This window comes from Streptomyces sp. NPDC020681, from assembly GCF_044334895.1.
In the GTDB taxonomy this organism is placed as follows: domain Bacteria; phylum Actinomycetota; class Actinomycetes; order Streptomycetales; family Streptomycetaceae; genus Streptomyces.
Window position 1 is genome coordinate 581,794 of record NZ_JBIRTX010000002.1, and the last position, 22,399, is coordinate 604,192.

19 protein-coding genes and 1 tRNA gene are annotated in these 22,399 nt (G+C 69.0%); 5 read left to right on the forward strand and 15 right to left on the reverse strand.

The window, feature by feature from the left end; all coding sequences use genetic code 11:
* Positions 1-114: 114 nt before the first annotated feature.
* The 7 genes from pheA to ACH4YL_RS06270 form a co-directional block, all read right to left on the reverse strand.
* Positions 115-1,050 carry a prephenate dehydratase gene (gene pheA / locus ACH4YL_RS06240; protein ID WP_398505329.1) on the reverse strand — a complete coding sequence of 312 codons (936 nt, stop codon included), beginning with the start codon at positions 1,048-1,050 and terminating at the stop codon, positions 115-117.
* Between the two features lie 68 nt (positions 1,051-1,118).
* Positions 1,119-2,351, reverse strand: a complete 1,233-nt coding sequence (efeB, locus tag ACH4YL_RS06245) for an iron uptake transporter deferrochelatase/peroxidase subunit (protein ID WP_398505331.1) — start codon at positions 2,349-2,351, stop codon at positions 1,119-1,121.
* Positions 2,352-2,358: 7 nt separating this feature from the next.
* Entirely contained in the window at positions 2,359-4,311 is a 1,953-nt protein-coding gene (locus tag ACH4YL_RS06250; RefSeq protein ID WP_398505333.1) for a copper resistance protein CopC, read from the reverse strand.
* A gap of 30 nt (positions 4,312-4,341) precedes the next feature.
* Positions 4,342-4,797, reverse strand: a complete 456-nt coding sequence (locus ACH4YL_RS06255; protein WP_398505335.1) for a copper chaperone PCu(A)C — start codon at positions 4,795-4,797, stop codon at positions 4,342-4,344.
* On the reverse strand, positions 4,794-5,453 hold the full coding sequence (locus ACH4YL_RS06260; protein ID WP_398505336.1) for an SCO family protein: 660 nt from the start codon (positions 5,451-5,453) through the stop codon (positions 4,794-4,796). Before ACH4YL_RS06260 ends, ACH4YL_RS06255 begins: the two co-directional genes overlap by 4 nt.
* A 59-nt stretch (positions 5,454-5,512) precedes the next feature.
* On the reverse strand, positions 5,513-6,244 hold the full coding sequence (locus ACH4YL_RS06265; RefSeq protein ID WP_398505338.1) for a YcnI family protein: 732 nt from the start codon (positions 6,242-6,244) through the stop codon (positions 5,513-5,515).
* Between the two features lie 95 nt (positions 6,245-6,339).
* Complete coding sequence (locus ACH4YL_RS06270) at positions 6,340-7,143, reverse strand: hypothetical protein (protein WP_398505339.1); 804 nt, start codon at positions 7,141-7,143, stop codon at positions 6,340-6,342.
* Positions 7,144-7,335: 192 nt separating this feature from the next.
* Between ACH4YL_RS06270 and ACH4YL_RS06275 the strand changes: the two genes are divergently transcribed.
* A complete protein-coding gene (locus ACH4YL_RS06275) occupies positions 7,336-7,797 on the forward strand; it encodes an ATP-binding protein (RefSeq protein ID WP_398505340.1) in 462 nt (153 codons plus the stop codon).
* Between the two features lie 65 nt (positions 7,798-7,862).
* On the opposite strand, the gene ACH4YL_RS06280 is transcribed toward ACH4YL_RS06275, so the two are convergent.
* Both ACH4YL_RS06280 and ACH4YL_RS06285 read right to left on the reverse strand, forming a co-directional pair.
* Positions 7,863-9,332 carry an aminopeptidase P family protein gene (locus tag ACH4YL_RS06280; protein WP_398505342.1) on the reverse strand — a complete coding sequence of 490 codons (1,470 nt, stop codon included), beginning with the start codon at positions 9,330-9,332 and terminating at the stop codon, positions 7,863-7,865.
* Positions 9,333-9,432: 100 nt separating this feature from the next.
* On the reverse strand, positions 9,433-10,983 hold the full coding sequence (locus ACH4YL_RS06285; RefSeq protein WP_398505344.1) for a PP2C family protein-serine/threonine phosphatase: 1,551 nt from the start codon (positions 10,981-10,983) through the stop codon (positions 9,433-9,435).
* 487 nt (positions 10,984-11,470) lie between these two features.
* Here ACH4YL_RS06285 and ACH4YL_RS06290 point away from each other — a divergent pair, with 487 nt between their 5' ends.
* Together ACH4YL_RS06290 and ACH4YL_RS06295 are read left to right on the forward strand one after the other, a co-directional pair.
* The gene (locus ACH4YL_RS06290) at positions 11,471-12,154 is read left to right on the forward strand and encodes a bifunctional DNA primase/polymerase (protein ID WP_398505346.1); all 684 of its coding nucleotides are present in this window, start codon (positions 11,471-11,473) and stop codon (positions 12,152-12,154) included.
* Between the two features lie 242 nt (positions 12,155-12,396).
* Entirely contained in the window at positions 12,397-12,963 is a 567-nt protein-coding gene (locus tag ACH4YL_RS06295; protein ID WP_398505348.1) for a hypothetical protein, read from the forward strand.
* Positions 12,964-13,186: 223 nt separating this feature from the next.
* On the opposite strand, the gene ACH4YL_RS06300 is transcribed toward ACH4YL_RS06295, so the two are convergent.
* The 3 genes from ACH4YL_RS06300 to ACH4YL_RS06310 form a co-directional block, all read right to left on the reverse strand.
* Positions 13,187-14,179, reverse strand: coding sequence for a DUF5926 family protein (locus tag ACH4YL_RS06300; protein WP_398505350.1), 993 nt, complete (start codon positions 14,177-14,179; stop codon positions 13,187-13,189).
* Positions 14,180-14,549: 370 nt separating this feature from the next.
* Entirely contained in the window at positions 14,550-15,149 is a 600-nt protein-coding gene (locus ACH4YL_RS06305; RefSeq protein WP_398505352.1) for an ATP-binding protein, read from the reverse strand.
* A 53-nt stretch (positions 15,150-15,202) separates the two neighbouring features.
* Complete coding sequence (locus ACH4YL_RS06310; protein ID WP_398505354.1) at positions 15,203-16,012, reverse strand: glycerophosphodiester phosphodiesterase; 810 nt, start codon at positions 16,010-16,012, stop codon at positions 15,203-15,205.
* Positions 16,013-16,273: 261 nt separating this feature from the next.
* On the opposite strand from ACH4YL_RS06310, the gene ACH4YL_RS06315 reads away from it, so the two are divergent.
* Positions 16,274-17,959: a trypsin-like peptidase domain-containing protein gene (locus ACH4YL_RS06315; RefSeq protein ID WP_398505355.1), complete on the forward strand. Its 1,686-nt coding sequence runs from the start codon at positions 16,274-16,276 to the stop codon at positions 17,957-17,959.
* 54 nt (positions 17,960-18,013) lie between these two features.
* On the opposite strand, the gene ACH4YL_RS06320 is transcribed toward ACH4YL_RS06315, so the two are convergent.
* Positions 18,014-18,637, reverse strand: a complete 624-nt coding sequence (locus ACH4YL_RS06320; protein ID WP_398505357.1) for a class I SAM-dependent methyltransferase — start codon at positions 18,635-18,637, stop codon at positions 18,014-18,016.
* A gap of 141 nt (positions 18,638-18,778) precedes the next feature.
* On the opposite strand from ACH4YL_RS06320, the gene ACH4YL_RS06325 reads away from it, so the two are divergent.
* Positions 18,779-18,863 (forward strand) — tRNA-Ser (locus tag ACH4YL_RS06325).
* 342 nt (positions 18,864-19,205) lie between these two features.
* Here ACH4YL_RS06325 and ACH4YL_RS06330 read toward each other — a convergent pair.
* A complete protein-coding gene (locus ACH4YL_RS06330; RefSeq protein ID WP_398505359.1) occupies positions 19,206-21,836 on the reverse strand; it encodes a hypothetical protein in 2,631 nt (876 codons plus the stop codon).
* Between the two features lie 249 nt (positions 21,837-22,085).
* Complete coding sequence (locus tag ACH4YL_RS06335) at positions 22,086-22,355, reverse strand: hypothetical protein (RefSeq protein WP_398505361.1); 270 nt, start codon at positions 22,353-22,355, stop codon at positions 22,086-22,088.
* Positions 22,356-22,399 lie beyond the last annotated feature (44 nt).

The window sequence follows — 22,399 nt, forward strand, 5'->3', positions numbered from 1 at the left end:
TGTGGCCGAGCCCGTAACGGTTCAGGGCGCGGCGATGGGTGGCCGCAGGGGTGGCCATGGGCGCAGCTGTACGGGGGCGGGCTCGGGAGCGGTCAGGGGTGCGAGCGCCACGCGTCAGGCGCGGCCGTCCTGGCAGCGCGCCAGCCAGTCGGAGGCCGCCGTGAACTCCGCGTCGGACGTCCCGGCGCGCAGCTTCCGTACGTCCTCCACCGCCACACCCGCACGCGGATACGAACCGAGGAAACGCACATTCGGGCAGATCCGCTTCAGGCCCATCAGCGCCTCGCCCACCCGCCGGTCGGCGATATGGCCCTCGGCATCCACGGCGAAGCAGTAGTTCCCGATCCCGGCGCCCGTCGGCCGGGACTGGATCAGCATCAGGTTGACCCCGCGCACCGCGAATTCCTGCAGCAGTTCGAGCAGCGCACCGGGGTGGTCGTCGCCGAGCCAGATGACCACCGACGTCTTGTCCGCGCCGGTCGGCGCCGCGGGCCTGGCGGGCCTGCCCACCAGGACAAAACGGGTCTCCGCGTTCTCAGCGTCGTGGATGTCGGTCACCAGCGGCACGAGGCCGTAGGTCGCCGCCGCGAACTCGCCCGCGAAGGCCGCGTCGTACCGGCCCTCCTGCACCAGCCGCGCGCCGTCCGCGTTCGACGCGGCCGACTCCCACAGCGCGTCCGGCAGATTCGCCCGCAGCCAGTTCCGAACCTGGGGCTGGGCGACCGGATGGCCGGTCACCGTCTTCACCTCGGACAGCTTGGTGCCGGGCCGCACCAGCAGCGCGAAGGCGATCGGCAGCAGCACCTCGCGGTAGATCATCAGCGGCTCGCCGGAGGCCAGTTCGTCGAGGGTCGCGGTGACACCGCCCTCGACGGAGTTCTCGATCGGCACGAGAGCGGCCGCGGCGTCACCGTTGCGTACGGCATCGAGCGCCGCCGGCACGGACACCATCGGGACGAGCTCCCGGGTGGCGGCTTCGGGCAGCGTCCGCAGGGCCGCTTCGGTGAAGGTGCCCTCGGGACCGAGATAGGTGTAGCGCGTGGCCGACATACCGTCACCCTAATGGGCTGCCGGGTTTCCCGACTCGAGAAGCCGTTGTCCCGCCTGGCTGCCGGGTTTCACGACTCCAGGAGCCGCTGTCCCACGTACTCGCCGTCCTTCGGCCCGCCCGGCACCGCGAACAGGCCGCTCGCTTCGTGGCGGATGAACGCCGACAGCGCGTCGCCGCGGTCCAGCTTGCGCTGCACCGGCACGAAGCCGCGCAGCGGATCGGCCTGCCAGCAGACGAAGAGCAGCCCCGCGTCCGGCGTCCCGTCCGCGCCGATCCCGTCGTGGAAGGAGAACGGCCGGCGCAGCATCGCCGCTCCGCCGTTCTGCTCCGGCGCGGAGATCCGGGCATGGGCGTTGTCCGGGATGACCAGCTTTCCGTCCGGGCCCGTCTCGTCGAGCGCGAGCTCGGTCGTCTCGGTGCCGCCGGTGAGCGGGGCGCCGTCGGACTTGCGCCGTCCGATGACCGCTTCCTGCTTGCTCAGCGGAAGCTTCTCCCAGTCGTCCAGCAGCATCCGGATGCGGCGTACGACGGCGTACGAGCCGCCGGCCAGCCAGTCGTACTTCGTACCCGACGGCACGAAGATCCGCCGGTCGAAGTCGGGCTCGGGCGGCTTCGGATTGCGCGTGCCGTCGACCTGGCCCATCAGATTGCGCGCGGTCATCGGCTTGCCGGTGGCTCCCGGCGAACGGTTGAAGCCGTTCATCTGCCAGCGCACCCGCGCCGCTTCCCCCGCGGCCTTCTGGATCGCGCGCAGCGCGTGGAAGGCGACCAGCGCGTCGTCGGCCCCGATCTGCACCCACAGATCGCCGTTCGAGCGCTTCGGATCCAGCTGGTCGGAGGAGAACGCGGGCAGCGGATCCAGCCCCGGCGGCCGCTGAGTCACCAGACCCGTACGGTCGAAAAAGGTGCGGCCGAAGCCGAACGTGACGGTCAGCGAAGACGGTCCGGCGTCCAGCGCGACGCCGGTGTCTCCGTCGGCAGCCGGCCGGCCCGCCATCAGCTCGCCCGCCAGCGCCGACCAGCGGCGCAGCAGCGCGGCGGCCTCCGTGCGGCCCGCGCCCGCCGTGAGATCGAAGGCGATCAGATGGCCGCGGGCCTGCAAGGGCGTGGTGATGCCCGCCTGGTGCGTGCCGTGGAAGGCGAGTTCGGTCGAGCCGACCTCGGCCAGCGCGGTCGGGGCGTCGCCGGTCGCGGCGGCGTGCGCGACGGCTCCGCCCGCCGCACCGAGCGCGAGACCGGCCGCGCCGGCCGCGCCCACGGTGCCGAGCAGCCGTCGCCTGGAGATCTCTTGGTCGTGCATAGCCGTGTCAGCCGATCTTGATGTTCTTGTCGACGGTCGTCTGGTCGATTTCGGAGCTCCGCACGGTCACCTGGACCTGCCAGTCGCCGGGCATCGGGATCTGGACCGCATCCGCGCTCCAGTGCCCGGCGACGACCCGGTCCGGAGTGATCGGCAGCGGGCCGATCTGCTTGGCCTTGAGCGTGAAGGAGACCTTCAGCTCGGGCACGTCCATCGGCTTTCCGTCCGGCCGGTCGAGCCAGACGTGCATTTCGTTGCCGCCGGGAGCGGCCGGGTCGAGAGTGAGCCGGGCCGTGCCCTTGCCGTTCTGGCCGCCGGTGTCGAAGGGGAGCTTGATCTCGACGGGTCCCGCGGGTGCGGCCGGTGCGCCCTGGACGGTGCCGCCGGCCTTGGCGGCTTCCTCTTCCGTACGGCCGGGTTCGGTGGAGGTCAGCACGGTGGTCACGGCGAGCACGACCACCGCGACGCCCGCCTCGGCCAGTACGGAACGGCGCAGTCCGGACCGTACGGGATCGGCGTCCCTGGCCTTCTTCTTCTGCGCGGTGGCCACCGCGGCCTGCTGGCGGGCGAGTTGAGCGGACCGCTCCGGATCCACGCCCTCTGCTGCGGCCTCGCTCTCGGACTCGGTTTCGGGAACGGTGACCGGCTCTTCTACGTCCTCGGTCTCGTCCTCGGTCGCGCCCTCGGCCTCCGCCTTCTCCTTCGCCGTCTCCGCAAGCTGTGCCGTCCACCGCCGCGACATCCGTGCGACGGCGACCATGACGACCACCAGCCCGACCTTGACCAGCAGCAGCTGCCCGTACGCCGTGTCCGTCAGCGCCGACCAGGAGCCGACCTGCCGCCACGACTGGTAGATCCCGGTCGCCACCAGCACGCAGACGCTTGCGAAGGCCATGGTGGAGAACCGCCGTACCGCCGACGGTTCCAGCGACGGCACGCGGAAGAGCGCGGTCAGCAGCGCGGCGAGGCCGCCGAGCCAGCCCGCCACGGCCAGCAGATGCAGTACGTCGACGGGCATCGCGAGACCCGGCTGGATGCCGGTCGACGCGTGCTCCGACAGGGCCCAGGTTCCGGCGACCCCGGCGGCGACGACGATGCCGCCGACGGCCAGACCGAAGGTGAGGTCCTTCTTCTCGCCCTCGTCCTCCCGCTTGGCGTACGCCCCGAACAGCACGGCGATGAACAGCGCGGCCGCTCCGAGCAGCAGCAGTCTGGAGACGAGCGCGGCACCGGTCTTGGTCTCCAGGACGTTCTGCAGCCCGCCGAGGTCGAAGGCGTCCGCGAGCTTTCCGGATCCCGTGTACGGGGTGCGCAGCAGCAGCATCGCGAAGGTGGCGGCGGTGAGCGCCACCCAGCCCTGGACGACGAGGCGTTGCAGTGGCCGTGCCGAAGCGCCGCGCTGCCAGCAGAAGAGCACGAAGGCGGCTCCGCCCGCCAGGAGTACGAAACCGGCGTACGCCACATAGCGCGCGATGTCGTACAGGACGCCGACCACACCTCCGCCGGCCTCCTGGTCGGGCAGCGCGACCTCGGTCTTCGACGGCGCTCCGATCGAGAACGTGAACGCGCCGGCGATCGGATGACTGTCGGCCGAAACGGCCCGCCACGCCACGGTGTACGTGCCGTCGGGCAGCCCCGGCAGCAGATCGACGCCGTAGCCGACCTTGCCGCCGCCGGACAGGTTGCGGATCTTGGCCTTGTCGGCGCGCTTGCCGCTCGGTTCGAGAACCCGGATCGAGTCGTCGTCCATCGCGACCTGCTCGGAGAAGGTGAGCGCGACGTCCTTGGGGGCGGTGGCGACCACCGCCCCGTCCTTCGGATTGCTCCCGGTCAGGGCGGCATGTGCCGCCGCGGGGCTCGCGGTCGCCAGCAGCGCGCCGAAGAGCGTGCCGACGAGCACGGCCGCGGCCAGCAGCAGCCGGACCGGCGAGGAGCCGAGGCGCGGGGCGGTGGCTGTCATGGTGTGATCAGTTCCCCTCAGTGCTCATCGTCAGTTCTTCTCCGGGTTGTACGTGGGCTCCTTGACGGGAAGTTCGACCTTGATCGGTCCGGACTTCTCGAAGTGCAGCTCCACGGCGACCTTCTGGCCCTGCTGCGGCTTCTGCTTGAGCTCCATGAACATGATGTGGCTGCCACCGCGTTCAAGATCGAGCTCGCCGTCGGCCGGGACGTCGAAGGACTCCGCCTTCTGCATCGTCTGGTTCTTCGACTCGTGGATCGTCACGACGTCGGAGATGGCGCTGGTGACGGACGTGAGCTTGTCGGCTGCGCCTCCGCTGTTGTGCACGGTAAGAAAACCGGCCGCCATGTCGTTGACGGGCTGCGGCATGAACGCGCCGCTGACCTTCAACTCGGGCGAGGAGGGCTCGCCGTCGGACGAACAGCCCGCCAGCGCCAGCCCCGCGCTCAGGGCCATGACGGCGGCGAGAGCGGTACGACGGCTCACGGCTTCTCTCCACGGATGAGCTTCGGCAGGTCCTTGGCGTAGTCGTCCGCCGAGGTGTCCTCGCCGTACAGCACATAGCCCGCGTCGGTCTTCGGAGAGAACGCGATGACCTGGGCGCCGTGCATGGAGACGACCGTTCCGTCCTTCTCCTTCTTCGGCGGGTCGATGCCGATGCCGATCTGGCGCGCGCCGGCCTGGATGGTCGCGAAGTCGCCGGTGAGTCCGGTGAAGGACGAGTCACCGGCGCTGGGCAGCCACTTGGCGAGCTCGGCCGGGGTGTCGCGCTCCGGATCGGTGGTGACGAACACGACCTGGAGTTTGTCCTGGTCGGCCTTCGGCAGCTGCTTCTTGGCGATGGCGATATTGCTCATCGTCAGCGGGCAGACGTCGGGGCAGTGCGTGTAGCCGAAGTAGATCAGTGTCGGCTTGCCCTTGGTCTGCTCACGCAGGTCGTACTTCTTGCCGCGGGTGTCCGTGAGGACGAGGTTCGGCTTGGTGAACGGCCGGTCCAGCACGGTCGCGGCCTTGGTGTTCGTATCGACGGAGACATCGGCGACGGGGCTCCCGGTCGCGTTGTCCGAGCCGGTCGAGCAGGCGGAGAGAGTGAGCCCGGCGGCCACGGCGAGCGTGGCCGCCAGCATGGTCTTCTTGCGCATGGAGAAATGTCCCAAAAGTGTTGTTACGAGGCGGCGTCAGGCGCTGTGTACGTCGGCGCTCAGGCGCTGCGACGGCGACCGGCCAGGACGCCGAAGGCGACACCGGCCGCGCCCACCAGGATGCCGACGACGCCCAGGATGCGCGCCGTGGTGTCGGTGTCGTCCGTGGACGCGGTCTCCTTCGCGTCGGCGCCGGTGTTCTTGGCGTCGGCGTTCGTGGCCTCGGCGCCCTTCGCGGCACCGCCGTGAGCGTCGGTGGCGGCCGCAAGCTTCAGGACCGGCGCGGGCTTCTCGGGCTCCTCCGCACCTTCCTTTGCTTCCTCGATCCAGCGCACGACCTCCTTGTTGTCGTACGTCTGGAGTGCCTTGAACACCAACTGCTCGGTGTCCTCGGGCAGCCGGCCGAGGGAGACCGGGAACTGCTGGAACTCGCCGGGACCGATCTTGCCGCCGTCCGCCGTCCACGTGATCTTGGACGGTGCCTCGGTGATCTGCTTGCCGTGCACCTCGAGCGGCTTGGCCAGCTTGGTCTTGGTGACCACGGCCTTCCAGCCGGGCACGGGCTGCGGCATCACGGACGCCATCGGGTGGTTGGTCGGCAGGCTGACCTCGAGCTTCACGGTCGAGGCGTTGTCACGTTCGTTGGGGACCTTGAAGTTGACCGTGGCGTAGCCGCCCTTGGCGGCCTCGCCCTGCGGCTGGACGGTGACATGCGCGAACGCGGTGCTGGAGAGCAGCAGCACGGAGGAGGCGGCGACACCGGCCGCGAGGGCGATACGGGAAACGTTCATGGCAGTGGACACTCCACAGTCGGAAGAGGTGAGTGTGTGCCGCGCACATACGGATGCACGGGCACCACGGCACCACTCCCGTCGAGTGGGCCGCGTCAGGCTGCGAGAGCGAGCCGACCGGGAGGCCCGCGCCTGATCACCGAATGCTGGAGCGCCTCTTCGCAGCACGGCGGAGGCGGGACGGCCGACGTCCTGGGCGCCCGCGGAGCGTCCGGCGACCCGGCAAGCCCGGCACGCAGCGCCCGTACGAGAGCGAGCGCGGCACGCAGCGAACGCAGCCAGGCCGCCTCCGCCACCTCCTGCGCCGAATCCGCCGACAACCGGATCAGCCGCACCAGTGCCAGATCGCCACGGCGCAGCAGCCAGCCGGTCACGACCGCGGCCAGCAGATGGCCGAGGACCATGGGCAGGCTCGGCAGCACGTCCGGCGACGCGGCGGCGCTCTGCGCCAGATGGGCGTGAGCGTCGTGCCCGAGCGTCGGCCCGGACGTCCCGGCCGGGTTGAGGCCCGCGGCGCTGACGACCCGGCGGGCTTCGGAGGGGCTGACCGAGGCGGCACCCGCACCGCACATCAGCTTCGCGGCCATCCGGATCAGCGCGTCGTCCGCCGTCGGGGCCAGCCGCAGATGCTGCTGTCCGAACCCGAACAGCGCGTGCAGAGTCAGCTGTCCCGCGGTCAGCGCGACAGCGATCGACGGCAGCGAGCGCGCGCGGCCCGCAAGGGGTGCGACCAGTGCGAACATCCCGATGAAGCCCGCCGCCAGCGTCCACCACGGAACGGCCGCGCACGCGGCCAGGGCATGTCCTGTCGCGGACAGCACGACGCAGACCGCGGTGAACACCGCGGCCCTCAGCAGCCGCAGACCGGCTCCGGCGCGTGCAACGGACAGGGACGACATGGCCGGGTCATCATCGCACTGCGCCTGGAGCCCCCATACGGCAGGTCCGGAAGGTCCACTTTGGCGGCATACACCGCCGCACCAGCGGCGCGCGTCCGCCGAATGAGCGCAATCACATCAACTGTGTGCTTACGGACCGTGTCTTGGGGCAATACGTATCGGTATGTCGAGCCGCAGCCAGGAGGCTGGAGCATGAGCATCTGGTGGTCTCTCCACTTGCGGCGCGAAGCCGCGAGCATTCCGCTCGCCCGGCGCCTGCTGCTCGGCACGATGGAAACCGCGGGGGTCGACCCCGACATCTCCTTCGATCTCTGCGTCGCGCTCAGCGAAGCATGTGCGAACGCCGTCGAGCACGGCGGCGGCCAGGGCGCGGGCGGGGCCTCGGCGGTGTACCGGGTCACGGCCTATCTGGACGGCGAGAAGTGCCGTATCGAAGTGGCCGATTCGGGGCCGGGCTTTCCCGCCAGACACGGCGGGCGGTGCGCCCACGCGATGCCGCAGGCGGGACCGACCGACGAGAGCGGTCGCGGACTCTGTCTGATCGAGCAGCTCGCCGACCATGTCCAGTTCGACAACCGGCCGGGCCGCGGCGCGGTGGTGAGCTTCGACAAGGTCCTGAAATGGCGGGAGGACGCGCTGCTCAAGGTCTCCTGAGACCTCGGGCAGTCGCGCCCTCCAACACCTCGTCGATCAGCCCGTCTTGATCAAGACGGAGTTGATCAAGCCTGCTTGACCTGCGCCATCCACGCCTCGATCTCGTCGGCCCGGCGCGGCAGCTCGGACGACAGATTCCGGTTGCCGTCCTCCGTGACCAGGATGTCGTCCTCGATCCGGACGCCGATGCCCCGGTACTCCTCCGGCACCGTCAGATCGTCCGCCTGGAAGTACAGCCCGGGCTCCACCGTCAGGCACATGCCCGGCTCCAGCGTCCCGTCGACATACGCCTCGGTGCGCGCGGCCGCGCAGTCGTGGACGTCCATGCCGAGCATGTGGCCGGTGCCGTGCAACGTCCAGCGGCGCTGCAGACCGAGCTCCAGCACCCGCTCCACCGGGCCCTCGACGAGGCCCCACTCGACGAGCCGCTCGGCGAGCACATGCTGCGCGGCGTCGTGGAAGTCGCGGAACTTGGCACCCGGCTTCACCGCCGCGATGCCCGCCTCCTGGGCGTCGTACACCGCGTCGTAGATCTTGCGCTGCAGCTCGCTGAAGCGGCCGTTGATCGGCAGCGTGCGGGTGATGTCGGCGGTGTAGAGCGTGTTCGTCTCCACGCCGGCGTCGAGCAGCAGCAGGTCTCCGGGGCGGACCGGGCCGTCGTTGCGCACCCAGTGCAGCGTGGTCGCGTGCGGACCGGCCGCGCAGATCGAGCCGTAACCGACGTCGTTGCCCTCGACCCGGGCGCGCAGGAAGAACGTGCCCTCGATGTACCGCTCGCTGGTCGCCTCGGCCTTATCCAGCACCTTGACGACATCCTCGAAGCCGCGCGCGGTCGAGTCGCAGGCCTTCTGCAGCTCGGCGATCTCGAACGCGTCCTTCACCGCGCGCGCCTCGGAGAGGAAGACCCGCAGCTCCTCGTCGCGCTCGGCGGTCACCTTGTCGGTCAGCGCGGCCTCGATGCCGGCGTCGTGGCCGCGTACGGCACGGACCGCTCCGGTCGCCTGCTTCAGCTGCTCGGGCAGCTCACGAACGTCCTTGGCAGGGATGCCCAGCAGCTGCTCGGCCTCCGCGAGCGAGTGCCGGCGCCCGACCCAGAGCTCGCCCTGGCCGGACAGCCAGAACTCCCCGTTCTCCCGGTTCGAGCGCGGCAGCAGATAGACCGTGGCCACATGTCCGTCGCCCTTGGGCTCCAGCACGAGGACGCCGTCCTCGGTCTGGTCGCCGGTGAGGTACGCGTACTCGGTGGAGGCGCGGAAGGCGTACTCCGTGTCGTTGGAGCGGGTCTTGAGATTGCCGGACGGGATCACCATGCGCTCGCCGGGGAAACGCGCCGAGAGGGCGGCACGGCGAGCAGCGGTCTGCGGAGCCTGCGCGATGGGCTGAAGATCGCGCAGCTCGGTGTCGGCCCAGCCGCCCGTCATGTTCTCCGCGAGTTCGTCGGACACGCCGGGGTACAGGCCGTTCTTGCGCTGCTTGATCGGCTGCTCTTCTTCCGGGGTCTCTTCCGGGGTCTCCGGGATGAGCTCCTCGGCCACGTCTGCCTCCTCGATACGACACTGGACCGCTCTCCATCGTATGTGCGACGTGAAGACGACCCTGTGCCCTGTGGAAAACGTGTGAGAAGTCAGTCAGCAGTCAGTCAAAACGGGCGGCGAGCAGCACGACGTCCTCCCCGCTCCCGTCCTCGTCCAGGCCGTCCGGCAGCACCGTGCGCAGCACATGGTCGGCGATCGCCGCCGGATCGTCGCGGGCCGCCTTCGGGACGCTCGTGGCGGCCGCGTGCAGCCGTGCGAAGGCCCGGTCCATGGGATCGCCGGTACGCCGCAGCAGTCCGTCCGTATACAGCAGCACCGTTTCTCCGGGCTCCGGCGACAGCTCCACGCTCGGCGCCTCCCAGCAGGCGAGCATCCCCAGCGGAGCGGACAGGGACGTCTCGACGAACTCGGTGCGGCGCTCGCCGATCACCAGCGGCGGTGTGTGCCCGGCTCCGGCGAGCACGATCTTCCCGGCCGCTGGTTCGGCGTAGGCGAACAGCGCGGTCGCGGTGCGGGCCGGCTCGGTCAGCCGCAGCAGCAGTTCGAGATCGGAGAGAACGGCGACGGGATCCTCGCCCTCCATCACCGCGTACGCCCGCAAGGAGGCGCGCAGCCGCCCCATCGCGGCCATGGCGCTCGGCCCCGAGCCGCTGACCGAACCGACGGCAAGACCCAGCGCGCCCTCCGGCAGCGGCAGCGCGTCGTACCAGTCACCGCCGCCGTGCGGACCGGTGCGGTGCTTCGCGGCGAGCTGGACGCCGGGCACCCGGGGCAACCTGCTGGGCAGCAGTTCCTCCGCGACGGTCACGACCGTGGCCCGCGCGTGCTCCAGCTCCAGAAGGCGGGCCAGATGCTCGGTGGCGTATCTCATATAGAGCCCCACGAGATGGCGCTGGCGCTCCACAGGCGCGGCCGGCTCGTCGTACATCCACACGGCGGCGCCCAGTGTGCCGGCCGCCTCGGACGCGAGAGGCTGGGTGTAGCTGGCCGCGTAGCCGAGGCGGACGATGACCTCGCGGTGGCGCGGGTCGAGGGTCTTGTCGGCGAGCAGATCCGATTGGGCGACCGCCTCCGGCGGCCCGGTGGGCCCCGGCAGTCCGTCCGGGCGCCGGCCGTCGAGGATCCGGCCGCACGCGGTCACGGCGCGCGGCACCGTATCGATATGTCCTAGTTCGGCATGGGTCAGGCCGAGGCCCTTGGTGAGGGCGGGGCCATGGTCCGGTTCGAAACAGTCGGCCCGTGCGGCTTCCGGGACCGGTTCGAGGACCACCATGCCGCGGCGGGCGCCGACCAGGGCGGCACCGGCGCGCAGCAGTTCATGGAGGGCGGCGTCGAGCGTGCTGGTTCTGGCCAGGCGCTCGGTTAGTTCGTGGAGGGTGGTCAGATCGGAGACCCAGCCGGCCAGGCGGTCCTGAATCACCGCGCCAGGAGGGGTCGGTGCGGCGGGGAGGGCGGACAGGGCCGGGGCAGTGTGCGTGGGGCTGGGGACAGCCGAATCGATTCCAGCCACTTTCGGCAGGTGAGGGGCGCTCATGGCAGTCGGCTTTCCGACTGGTGCGTTTCGCGCAATAGCATCGCAAACCCCCATGTGATTCTGCGCCGCTATCAATGCATCCACATGTACACGCACAAGTAAGGGGATGTCCAGCATTGCACCAGTGGGATTGATGGTGTCTACGTGACCATGAACTTGGCTGGAAAATGCACCCTACGGCGGTCAATTGAGGTCGACTGAGGGCGTTCGGCGGTGGATCCCTCCAAGGCTGAGGTCCGAGGGGGAGCGTCATTCCAAACGTGATGGGTACGTAAACGGTGATGGCCAGGGGCAGTTGGGTCAGCCCCGGAACCTGGCGACGGGCCCGGGCGTCCTAACAGCCGTAGGCCGCGCCGCATCCCCCAGTGGCGGGGAAAAAGTTACAACGGGACAGCAAGCGCCACGCGCGCGCCACCCCTCGCCATGCGTTTAATGGACTACAGCCCACGTTCGGCCCCCGGGCGGCGATCCTGCCGCAGGCGAATCGGGGGGTCGCCCATGCCACCGGCAAGGGGCGGTGATGCGCCGACTTGTACGCACAGTGAAGAGCTGCACACATGGTGTGATGTGGACCTCGGCGTTCAACGGAAAGGAACGAGCGCTCATGCGCGAGATCCTCGGAAGGCGACGAAGGCTCCGGTTCCGGCGCAAGAGGGGGCCTGCACAGCTCGAAGCGGCGCTCACCTGCGCCGCCGAGTGGCAATGGCCCGTACTCCCCGGTGTGGGGCTGAAAGCGGCCGGAGGCCGCAGTGACCGCGGGCGCGCGTGCGCCTGCCCCGACCCCGAGTGCGTCGTACCCGGCGCGCACCCCTTCGACCCCGGAATCCTCACTGCGACGACCGACGAGCGAATGGTGCGCTGGTGGTGGACCAACCGGCCCACCGCCCCGATCGTGCTGGCCACCGGAGGACGCGCGCCGTGCGCGGTGAGCCTGCCGGCGGTCGCCGCAGCCCGTGCGCTGTCGGTGCTGGACCGGATGGACATGCGGCTCGGCCCGGTAGTGGCGACCCCGACCCGCTGGTCGCTGCTGGTTGCTCCGTACACCCTCGAGCAGCTCGGTGAACTGCTCTTCGTCAAGGACTGCGTGCCGAGTTCGCTGCGCTTCCACGGCGAGGGCGGCTATCTGGTGCTGCCTCCTTCGGAGATCGGCACGGGCCCGGTGCGCTGGGAGCGGGCTCCGCTGCCCGGATCCGCGGCGCCGTGGCTGCCGGATGTGGAGGCCGTGGTCGACGCACTGGTGGAGGCGAGCACCAGCGCACCGGACGGCGGCAGCCGCCTCGCGTACTGAACGGCGCGTACTGAACGGCGCGTAAGGAACGGAACGGCGCGTACTGGCGTGGCGTACGGACGCCGGCGCCAGGACGGTCTCATGTACTGAACGGCGCGTCTCGAGGGCCGGCTCTTCACTCGTACGGGTTGGAGCCGGCCCGAGTTGTACGGGAATTGGGCGCGCGGCTCCCGGGGCGCGCGTATTTCGCCGATATCTTCGGGCCACCGTCAAGAGTTTCCGCGCAGCCGGCAGGTGGGCCCATGAATCTCCGCATGATCGGGATCGCCACGGTGGTCGTGCTCACCGCGCTGCTGCCGCTGACCGCCTCGGCGGGTGACGGGAAGCCAGGAGCCGGCTCCGGCTCCGGCTCCGAGGTCGCGCAGAAGGCCGAAACGATGCCCCAGACCGCAGCGGCGCCCGGGCTCGTGGCCGGGCTGGTGGCCGAACCTGAGCCGGCGTCCGAGCCGCAGGCCGAAGCGACGGCGCGATGTGGGCCGGAACTCGCCTCTCCCGAAGGGGTGGAGGCCCAGACCTGCATGCTGACCGAGGCGGGCGACACCTGGGCGCGTACCTACTATCGCAATGCGACGGGCGAGGAATTGAGTTCCGTACTCACCCTCATGGCGCCGGGCGGGCGCACTCTGCAGATCAACTGTGTGGTCGAACCCGGCGACGAGCCGGGTATCTGTGAGACGCCTCGTGAGCCCACTCGCGGCGTTACCACGCAGTATTCGGCGGTGGCCGAGTTCGCTTCTGCGGAGGATGCGGGGGAGGGACCGCTGTTGCTGCGGTCCGGGAGCAACTCCCCTACGACCGAGGGCCGTTGACGGAACCGACCGTTCCGCGGAAATGAAAACGCCCGGTCGCTGGCGACGGGGGATGCACCAGCGACCGGGCTTCTAGAACGGTAACAAGAGATCTGCTGTTCGCAAATTCGATCTCGGGTATTCGGACAGTGATTCTGCTGCCCCTAGCGCGAGTTGTGACTCGAGTCACGGCCTCGTCGAGGCATCAATGTCCGGTGCTCCGGGAAAAAGCGGGCTCCTGCCGTCAGCTCAGGGTTACTTGGCGGTTGGTGAGTCCGCCGCGGGCCCGGCGCTCGTCCGCGGTCAGCGGAGTGTCCGTCGCCAGCGCCCCGGCCAGCCGCTCCGCGAACTCCGCCGCAGGCTTCTCGCACTCCTCGGCCCCCATCGCGCTCGGCAGGTCCCAGACCGGGACCATCAGACCGTGCGCGCGGAACGAGCCGACGAGCCGCGTGCCTTCACCGATCGAGGTCGTACCGGCGGCGTGCAGCCGCGCGAGCGCGTCCAGGAGCTGCTCCTCGGCGTGCGGCATGACCCAGCGCAGATGGTTCTTGTCCGGGGTCTCGCACCAGTACGCGGCGTCGACGCCGGAGAGCTTCACGGTCGGGATCGCGGCGGCGTTGGCGCGCTCCAGCGAGGCGGACACCTCGGGAGTGGCGCTCTCGGCCGAGTCCGGAACCCAGAACTCGAAGCCGGCGTGGACGGCCGGCTCGAACGGGGCCTTCGGGTCGAGAAGATCCTGCAGCCGCGGACCGTCGGCCGGCGCACGCTCTCCGGGGACCGGGTTTCCGGGCTCGGTGGTCAGCGCCCGGCCCAGGATGGCGGCGAGATCGCGGCTGAGGTCGCCGGACGAGGTGTCGTTCTGCAGACCGAGCAGCACGGAGCCGTCGTCGCGGCGCAGCGCGGGCCACGCCATCGGCAGGACGGTCGCGAGGGTCACCGACGGCACACCTTCGGGCAGTCCGTCCTTGAGCGTCAGCGGGACGGTGGCTGCGGGAACGAGCTCGCGCAGCGCCACCCAGTCGCACTCGCCGGCCAGGCCTTCGAAGGGGCGGTGAACCAGCTCGGTCACCGCGTGCGCGGCGGCCCGGCCGTGACAGGCCTTGTAGCGCCGGCCCGATCCACAGGGACAGGGCTCGCGGGCTCCGACCACAGGAACGGGCTCATTGACGCCTGCGGCGCGGCCCCCGTCCTTGAGCTGAGGCTTCGAGGCCTTGGTCTGGGGGCGCTTCTTGGCCATGGTGCGGCTTCTCCCGATTGCGGCGGTGCTGTTGCAGCGGTCCAGTATGTGGGCGCGAGCCTAGACCCTCTCGGGCCGACCGTGCCGGGCTTGCGTGCCCTGGCGCCCACATCGGCGGCGTTGTCGTCAGCCGCCGACGTTCCGCTTGGGCTCCTGCCTCCGCCTTACAGCCGCACCGCACCGACCGCACCGCACCGACCGCACCGCACCGGACCGCACCGCACCGGACCGACCGCACCGGACCCGCTCACTGATCCGGCATGGCCGGCCGGAGGCCGGAGAAGGTCCGGCCATAATTCGCCGCCCCTTCCGGAGCCGGCGCCGACGGTAGTCCTGCCTCGACGATCTCCGGATTCGTACCGCGGAGACCTCAGTCGAGATCGTCGTACGCCTCCGCGAAATCGAAGCCCGGGCCAGCGACGCGCGTAGCAAAATCCTCGCGCCGATGCCCTTCCGTGACGATCACCCACACGGTGACCTCGCCGGCCGCACTGTCGCGGACACCCCAGTCCTGCGCCAGGGCGGAGATGATGTTGAGCCCGCGGCCGCCTCGTGCGGTGACCGAGGGTGTGGCCGGAATTGGCCTGGTCGGGCCGCCACCGTCCGTGACCTCGACCGTCAGCCGGCCTGCTCTGTCGACGCGCCAGGCGGCGCGGATGTCGCCGTCGCCCACCTCCGCGTGCCCCAGCGGCCTGCCGTGCCGGCAGGCATTGCTGAGCAGTTCGGAAAGGATCAGTACTGCATCGTCGACGACCGATTCGGACACCCCGTTGCCGCGTAGCTCCGCACGCATGCGGTGTCTCGCCTCACCCACGCCCGCAGGGCCATGGGGTACGGCCATGCTCGACGACGTGGGCACCTCCTGTGCCACCACCAACGCCACCCCCGAGACCTCCTTTGCCCCACGCCACGGTGTGAATGCCCCAATGGACTGGACCGGAAACCGGCCAAGGGCGGGCCAGTGACGCACTCGTAACGATCGAATACGGACCGAACGCGCCGGTGCACTCCCCGTAACCGAAGTTACAGACGTCCCAGCTGGGACAGGACCTGCCTCGGGCGGTTGGTGATGATCGCCTCCACGCCCAGGCGTACGCACAGCTCCACGTCCTCCGGCTCGTTGACCGTCCACACGTGCACGCGATGTCCGGCCTGGTGCAGCCTCGCGACATAGCCCGGGTGATTGCGGACGATCCGCATGCCGGGGCCCGCGATCCGCGCGCCGGCCGGCAGCCGGCCGTCACGCAGCCGCGGCGTCACGAACTGCATCAGATACACGGTGGGGATGGTCGGCGCGGCCGCCGCGACGCGGTGCAGCGAGCGGGCCGAGAAGCTCATGATCCGTACGGGCGACTCGTCCGCACTCGCGGGACCGGCGAGCGCGAAACGGCCGAGCAGGTGGATCAGCCGCTCCTCGACCTGGCCCGCCCAGCGCGTGGGGTGTTTGGTCTCGATGGCCAGCTCGATGCGGCGGCCGGAATCGGCCACCAGCTCAAGGAGTCGCTCCAGGGTGAGTACGGAGGTGAGCGACGGGTCGCCCCAGTCGGGGCTCTCGGCGGACTCCTCGCGGCCCTTCCAGTTCCCGAAGTCGAGGGCCGCGAGATCGGCCAGCTCCAGGGCGGATACGGCGCCGCGGCCGTTGGACGTCCGGTCGACGCGGCGGTCGTGGACACAGACGAGATGGCCGTCGGCGGTGAGCCGTACATCGCACTCGAGGGCGTCGGCGCCGTCCTCGATCGCCTTCATGTACGCGGCCAGGGTGTGCTCGGGTGCGTCCTCCGACGCGCCTCGGTGGGCGACGACCTGGATCTTGTGCTGCCGTGCTTGAGTCACCGCGTCATGGTGTCACCGAGACGGGGAAGGCGTGTGCAGGGGGCCGGTGGCGGGTCCGTACGGCGGGCTACGGCGGCTCGTGGCCGGGCTCGTGCGGAGTCTCGTACGGTGCACTGGAGATGCGTCCGAATTGTCGGACGTAAAGGATTACGGAGATACACACAGGTCCTGCTTACAGTGGCCTGACGGGCTGTGGGAAAAGCTTGGCGGCAGACACCTGCAGAGCGTGCAATCTCAAGTGGAACCTGAGGAGACAGAGCTGTGAGCACCGAGAACGAGGGCAACGAGGGCACTGCGCAGCCGGCCGCCCCGTCCGTACCTCCTGTGCCGGCCACCGCTCCTGAAAGCAGCCCCGCGTCCGCGCCGGGCGCCGGGGCGTCCGGACCTGCGGCCAATTCCGGACCGGCGGCACCGTCCGGAGCTGCGGTTACGTCCGGAGCTGCGCCTGCGTCCGGATCCGCGGGCACGTCCGGATCCGCTGGTACGTACGGATCTGCTGGTACGTACGGATCCGAGGGCGTGTACGCATCCGCGGGTGCCTCCGACGAGCCTCACTACGAGGGGGCCCGTCCCACAGAGCCGGCAGCGGCCGCGGCGGAGCAGCCCGGGCAATCCCCCCAGCCCGAGCCCGCCACCGCGCCGCTGCCTGGTCCCGTCCCGGCCGAGCACCACTCGGGTGCGGGCTGGCCGCCGCCTCCCGCCGCCCTTCCTTCTTACGGAGGCGGCGGCTCGGGGTCCGCGGGCTTCGGCTCCGGTTCCGGTTCCGGTTCCGCCTGGGGCGCTCCGGTCACGGCAGCCGAGCCGCCGCGGCGGAAACGATCCGGCGGACTGATCGCCGCGATGCTCGTCGCCGCTCTGGTGGCGGGCGGCGTCGGCGGCGGCATCGGCTACTGGGCCGCCGAGCGCAACGACGACAACGTCAACTCCACGACGGTCTCCGCCGCGGCTCCGAAGGACCTGAAGCGCGAACCCGGCACGGTTGCCGCGGTCGCGGCCAAGGCGCTGCCGAGCGTCGTCACGATCGAGGCGAAGGCGAGCGGCGGCGACATCGGCGGGAGCGGCGAGCAGGAAGGCGGCACGGGCACCGGCTTCGTGTACGACAAGGAAGGCCACATCCTCACCAACAACCACGTGGTGGCCTCCGCGGCGGACGGCGGCACGCTGTCCGTGATCTTCTCCGACGGCAAGCAGTACGACGCCGAGGTGGTGGGCCGGGCCCAGGGCTACGACGTGGCTGTGCTGAAGCTCAAGAACGCGCCGTCGGGGCTGACACCGCTGCCGCTCGGCGACTCGGAAAAGGTCGCGGTAGGCGACTCGACGATCGCGATCGGCGCGCCGTTCGGCCTCTCGAACACCGTCACCACCGGCATCATCAGCGCCAAGAACCGCCCCGTGGCCTCGGGCGACGGGTCCAGCGGCAAGAACTCGTACATGAGCGCCCTGCAGACCGACGCCTCCATCAACCCCGGCAACTCCGGTGGCCCGCTGCTCGATTCGGGCGGCGCGGTGATCGGCATCAACTCCGCGATCCAGTCGGCGGGCAACGGCCTCGGCCAGACGCAGGCGGGCTCGATCGGCCTCGGCTTCGCCATCCCGATCAACGTGGCGAAGAACGTCGCCGAACAGCTGATCAAGACGGGCAAGCCGGTCTATCCGGTGATCGGCGCGACGGTCGACATGTCGGGCAAGGACTCGGGCGCCAAGATCGCCTCCGAGGGCGCGGGCGGCACGGCGGCGGTCACGGCGAACGGCCCGGCGGCGAAGGCGGGCCTCAAGGCGGGCGACGTCATCACCAAGTTCAACGGCAAGCCGATCGACAGCGGACCGACGCTGATCAGCGAGATCTGGAACTACAAGCCGGGCGACAAGGTCACGCTGACGTATGAGCGGGACGGCAAGGAGCAGACGGCGCAGGTGGTTCTGGGCGAGCGCGAGGGCGACAGCTGATCCGGCGGGTGCTGCTGGTCCGGGGTCCGGGCTGGTCCTCCTGGTCCGGCCGGACTAGGAGGACACGGCGGTGCCGAGAGAGTCGGCGGCCATCGCCTTGGGCGCGCCCTTCTCGTAGAACACATCGAGTTCGGTGATCGTGAAACCCGCGGTCGTCAGCATCTCGACGATCGGCCGGGTGAGATGGCACCCGCCGAGAAACCGCTGGTTCACCGGGTCGAGCCGCCGCTGCCAGCGGCGTACGTTCTCGTCCTGCTCCGGAGCCAGCCCGTGCTCGACAAAATGCAGAGTCCCGCCGGGCTTGAGCACGCGCCGCACCTCGCGCAGGGCGGCAACGGCGTCGGGGATGGTGCACAGCGTCCACGTGGACAGGGCGGCGTCGAAGCTGTCGTCCTCGAACGGCAACGACTGACCGTCAAGACCGGCGCGCCGCACCGGGATGCTTGACGCTCCGATCCGTTCGCCGGCAAGTCTCCATCCGAGCTCGGAGGGCTCGACCGCGGCCACCCCGGTGACGGCCGGCGGATAGAAGGGGACGTTGTGTCCTGTGCCGAACCCGATCTCGACGACCTCGCCCTCCAGCCCCTCACAGACGCGGCGACGCAGGGGCCCGGCCTGCTTGGCCCCGCAGGCGACGTTGACGATCCGTGGCACGACTCGCTCGGCATAGAACCCCATCGCGGCCTCCGTCTCTCCTTTTCACGATGGCACCTGCGCGTCACGGACGCACCACTCCCACGGCCCGAAGAACGCTGCTGCGGCACCCGCTGCCGGGCCGGTACTCTGTAGGCCGCTCCGCAGCAGGTGAGGCGGGGCGTGGGTGGGTTGCCCGAGCGGCCTAAGGGAACGGTCTTGAAAACCGTCGTGGCGCGAGTCACCGTGGGTTCAAATCCCACACCCACCGCATGCAGGGCCTATAAGGCCAGGTGAGAAGGGGTGTCCGGAGCTTCCGGGCACCCCTCTCTTTTCGATTCTGTATCGAACTGTCTCGCTTGGATCCCAGATCAGATCATGGAGTGTGGGCCAGGGGCGGGCCGGATCGCCATGACAATCGCGGGCGCAGCGGACCGGACGGAGTGACGTTCTCGACTTGATCAGCAACATTTGACCCGAGCTCATGGACTAGGTAGTCAGGCGGCTGGGCGATGGCACAAGATTGCACGTCTCCCGCGAGGAAGTACTACGGACAGTGATTGTCCCTGGGGCCGCGCTCGTGGGGAGGCCCCTTACGAACTCCGTCGTCGGATCAGCTTCCGTTCCGGAAGCCGTACGGGCCGCCCGATTTGATGGCGGCGAGCACGCGCCACGTGCCGCGCGGCTTATGGAACCTGCGCATGAAGTCGGACAGGGCAGCGCTGTCGCTTTCGTCGGGGTCGAGCTGATGGCGGAGCGCTTGCCAGGCGATTTCGTAGTCAGAGCACGCCTGTTGGACAGATGCCTGGGTGACGAAGTTCGGCGAGGCGCCGTTGTGTCGCACCGCGTTCAGCCACTGAGTGCTGAGAAGGATGGGTGAGGGTGAGCCGGCTGGACTGTCCGAATTCTCGGACACGGCAACACTCACCGATGCGAGGCGAATCTCGAACGTCTCCTCGAAGCTCCTGATCTGCGCCTTCACGTCTTCGAGTTCGTTCCACGTGGCTTCGTCCAATAGGTCGTCCATCTCGGGCAGGCTGGACGGAAGCCCGCACTTGAACAGCAGCGTGATGTCCGCAACCTCCCTGACCCGCTGAAGGAGTTTCTCGCGATCACGCCAGTTGCGCCCCTGGTTGTCGGCAATGCGGTGGATGCACCGCCAGAGTTCAGCTTCGCTGGAGAACCACTTGGCGAGCATGTGAGACTCGGCGGGGAGCTGTTTGGCTCTGAGACGCCACGTGTGTTCCATGACTTCGGCACATCCGCTCAGCAGCTTCTTGTCGTATGCCATCATTTCTGGCTGAAGAGGATGCTCGAGACGATGGCGATCCGGCGCTGCATGTGGATAGGTCTCGCGCTCGAAGCGGATGAAGCGGCGTTCCAGACGCAATTTCGCCAGATCTGGGTCCTCGATGAGCAACCACGATCGGGTCAGGGGTTGGAAGCCGCTCAGATCGGCGTTCGCCGCGCCCTCCAGTTCGTCCACGGCGAGTTTGGCGAGGGCCTCCCCCGGATCGGCGTTCGCCCCGCCCTCCGGTTCGTCCACGGTCAGATCGGCATGGGCGCCTGGCTTCTCCTCTTCCTCGCCCCTGAACGGGTTCATCGCCACCGCGTACACACACGCGGCGTTGTAGCTGTCCTGCCAGAGGCGCCACCCCCGGGAAGTCCACGGGCGCACCCTTCGCAGCCAGCCCCTAGCCTCCTTCACCTGGTGCTTGAGTGTCTCGGCGGAGGAGGGCCAAGAAAGTGGGTTCTCCAGCTGCTTGAATTTGTGATCGCCTGCTTCGTGGTGGGCCCACGCCAGTCGCAGGGGCGCCCACACATCGCAATTGAGCCGCAGGGAGGTCCGAGTAAGTGTGCCGTGAGAGCGGATAAGAGGGAGCCGGAGATGAATCAGGCGGGGGTAGTCGGCGATGAGCTGGCGCATCTCCTCTCTGCAAGCGAGCTGGAAGAACACCCGGACGATCTCATACTGGCGCTCATCCTCTTCGAGTTTCTCCTTGAGCCACTTCTTGGCCCCTTCTTCCTGCTCCCTCCCGAATGGCCTTGTCGCACCGGGAGGTATGACCTCCATGAGGGTCCGCCAATGCCGATCGGCGAGGGCGGGGCCGAGAGCCAGCCGGATCTCCTTCCGCGCGTGTTCCCGTCGCGGGCACGGGCGGTCGTCTTCCTTGCACCATTGATGGGCAGTCCGCTCCGCCACTCCGAGGACGACGGCGTAGCGGAAGCGCGCCTCGAGCAGACCGCTGCGCCACCATCGGTAACGACGGCGAAGGACCCGGCGGGGATCCCAGGCGCTCATTCCCATGCGGGCATTGCGCTGTTCGTTGCTCTGCCCGTCCAAAAGCATCGCCCCGTAGTAGGTCTCCAGAGCGTCAAGATGCAGCCAGAGTTGTTCCTGGATTCCGGCGATCTGCGTGCGCAGATACAGGTTCGTCGGGTCGATTCGCAGCGCCTCGTAATAGTGGTCTAGGGCGTCGTCGAATTGCCGGTTCTTGCTGAGTTCCCGGCCTTGCTGGTAGGCGGCGAATAGTTGCGGCGGCAAGTCTCGTCCGCGCCACTCCTGCCAAGGGGGACGACGGCTGGCGCGGGTGACGGGCACCAGAGCCGCCATGACCCAGTATCCAGCCTCTCGTACCGCCTGCTCCCATGTGGAGAGCCAGAGCGCTTCCGTACGACTGCCCCGGATAGCGTACGAGGTGACGGTGACCGTGATGCCGAAACGGGGCTCCTGCTCCCGCACTCGGAGAACTCCGCGAACCGTGTAAGCGATCTTTGGTCGAAGACGACTGAAGAGGCGCAGCAAACTCGTCCCAATCTTCTTGGGCTCGAGGTCAACATCACCGAGCAGGTCGAGGAAGTTGTCTGCTGGGGCCTCTGTAGGAAGGGCTGAAGGAGGGTAGAGATTCGTCTCTGACAACTGCTTGCGCAATTGGGCAGTCAGCCCCTCCACTCGTGGTTCGACTTCCGGTGCTGACGCGACGAGCTGCTTCACGTCCACCGCACCCGGTTTGTGGGCGTAGAGCATTAGCATCAAGCGCCGAAGTACCGAGAGCAGGAGGATGAACAAAATCAGGCAACCGAGTCGAGTGCTGAACGGTGCGCCGTCGCTGCCGGCTGTTACCAAGCGCGCGGCGCCGTCGATGAACTGCATGAACCACTCAGCAGGTGCCTCAATGACTTCCGTCCAGCCAGTAGCCTGCCACGAGGACTTGTCGCCGACAGCGCGAACGACGGCGAACAAGACGCAGAAGGCGATGACTGTCTCTGTCGCTGAACGGGCCACATGAGGCGCTTGCAGCGACGAAGCATCGGCAGTGGAGTGGCGCTCGGAACGAGAGGACATTGTTGCCTCTAATGGCTGTAGCCTTCAGGAACAATACTTCTACGATTTCGTGGTCCGGCAAGTCGAAGCCGATCTGTTGGACGAGCAAGCCGCCCGAAACGGGCCACATCTAGCTCTGGACGTGCGGTGAGACTGGGCCCGAGGGCACTAGGGTCGACCACTCACGTAGTCCCGGATCTTCCTGCCCTCTTCGATCACCCGCACAGCTCCTTCGCCGACGGTAAGGCGTAAGGCAGCGCTCACTGTTGTGTCGTTGGCCATGCCATAGACGCCGTCGAACACTGACCAGACCTGGTCCACGAACTTGATTCGAGCCTGCCGGGCCACCAGAGCCCGCAAGTTCTGTTCAACGCGGACGCGGGCCTTCTCCTGCTCCTGCTTGACGACGTCTCTTACGCTGTCGCCAAAGCTGAACAAGGCGCCGTCATCGTCCCCGTCCTGAGGACTCAGCTCCTCCAGCC

What these genes read in the sequence shown, in the direction of transcription:
- ACH4YL_RS06295 (WP_398505348.1), top strand. Translation starts at nt 12,397, where the DNA reads ATGAATCTCCGCATGATCGGGATCGCCACGGTGGTCGTGCTCACCGCG.
- ACH4YL_RS06290 (WP_398505346.1), top strand. Translation starts at nt 11,471, where the DNA reads ATGCGCGAGATCCTCGGAAGGCGACGAAGGCTCCGGTTCCGGCGCAAG.
- efeB (WP_398505331.1), bottom strand. Translation starts at nt 2,351, where the DNA reads ATGCACGACCAAGAGATCTCCAGGCGACGGCTGCTCGGCACCGTGGGC.
- ACH4YL_RS06250 (WP_398505333.1), bottom strand. Translation starts at nt 4,311, where the DNA reads ATGACAGCCACCGCCCCGCGCCTCGGCTCCTCGCCGGTCCGGCTGCTG.
- ACH4YL_RS06300 (WP_398505350.1), bottom strand. Translation starts at nt 14,179, where the DNA reads ATGGCCAAGAAGCGCCCCCAGACCAAGGCCTCGAAGCCTCAGCTCAAG.
- ACH4YL_RS06270 (WP_398505339.1), bottom strand. Translation starts at nt 7,143, where the DNA reads ATGTCGTCCCTGTCCGTTGCACGCGCCGGAGCCGGTCTGCGGCTGCTG.
- ACH4YL_RS06260 (WP_398505336.1), bottom strand. Translation starts at nt 5,453, where the DNA reads ATGCGCAAGAAGACCATGCTGGCGGCCACGCTCGCCGTGGCCGCCGGG.
- pheA (WP_398505329.1), bottom strand. Translation starts at nt 1,050, where the DNA reads ATGTCGGCCACGCGCTACACCTATCTCGGTCCCGAGGGCACCTTCACC.
- ACH4YL_RS06265 (WP_398505338.1), bottom strand. Translation starts at nt 6,244, where the DNA reads ATGAACGTTTCCCGTATCGCCCTCGCGGCCGGTGTCGCCGCCTCCTCC.
- ACH4YL_RS06285 (WP_398505344.1), bottom strand. Translation starts at nt 10,983, where the DNA reads ATGCTGGACATCCCCTTACTTGTGCGTGTACATGTGGATGCATTGATA.
- ACH4YL_RS06275 (WP_398505340.1), top strand. Translation starts at nt 7,336, where the DNA reads ATGAGCATCTGGTGGTCTCTCCACTTGCGGCGCGAAGCCGCGAGCATT.
- ACH4YL_RS06320 (WP_398505357.1), bottom strand. Translation starts at nt 18,637, where the DNA reads ATGGGGTTCTATGCCGAGCGAGTCGTGCCACGGATCGTCAACGTCGCC.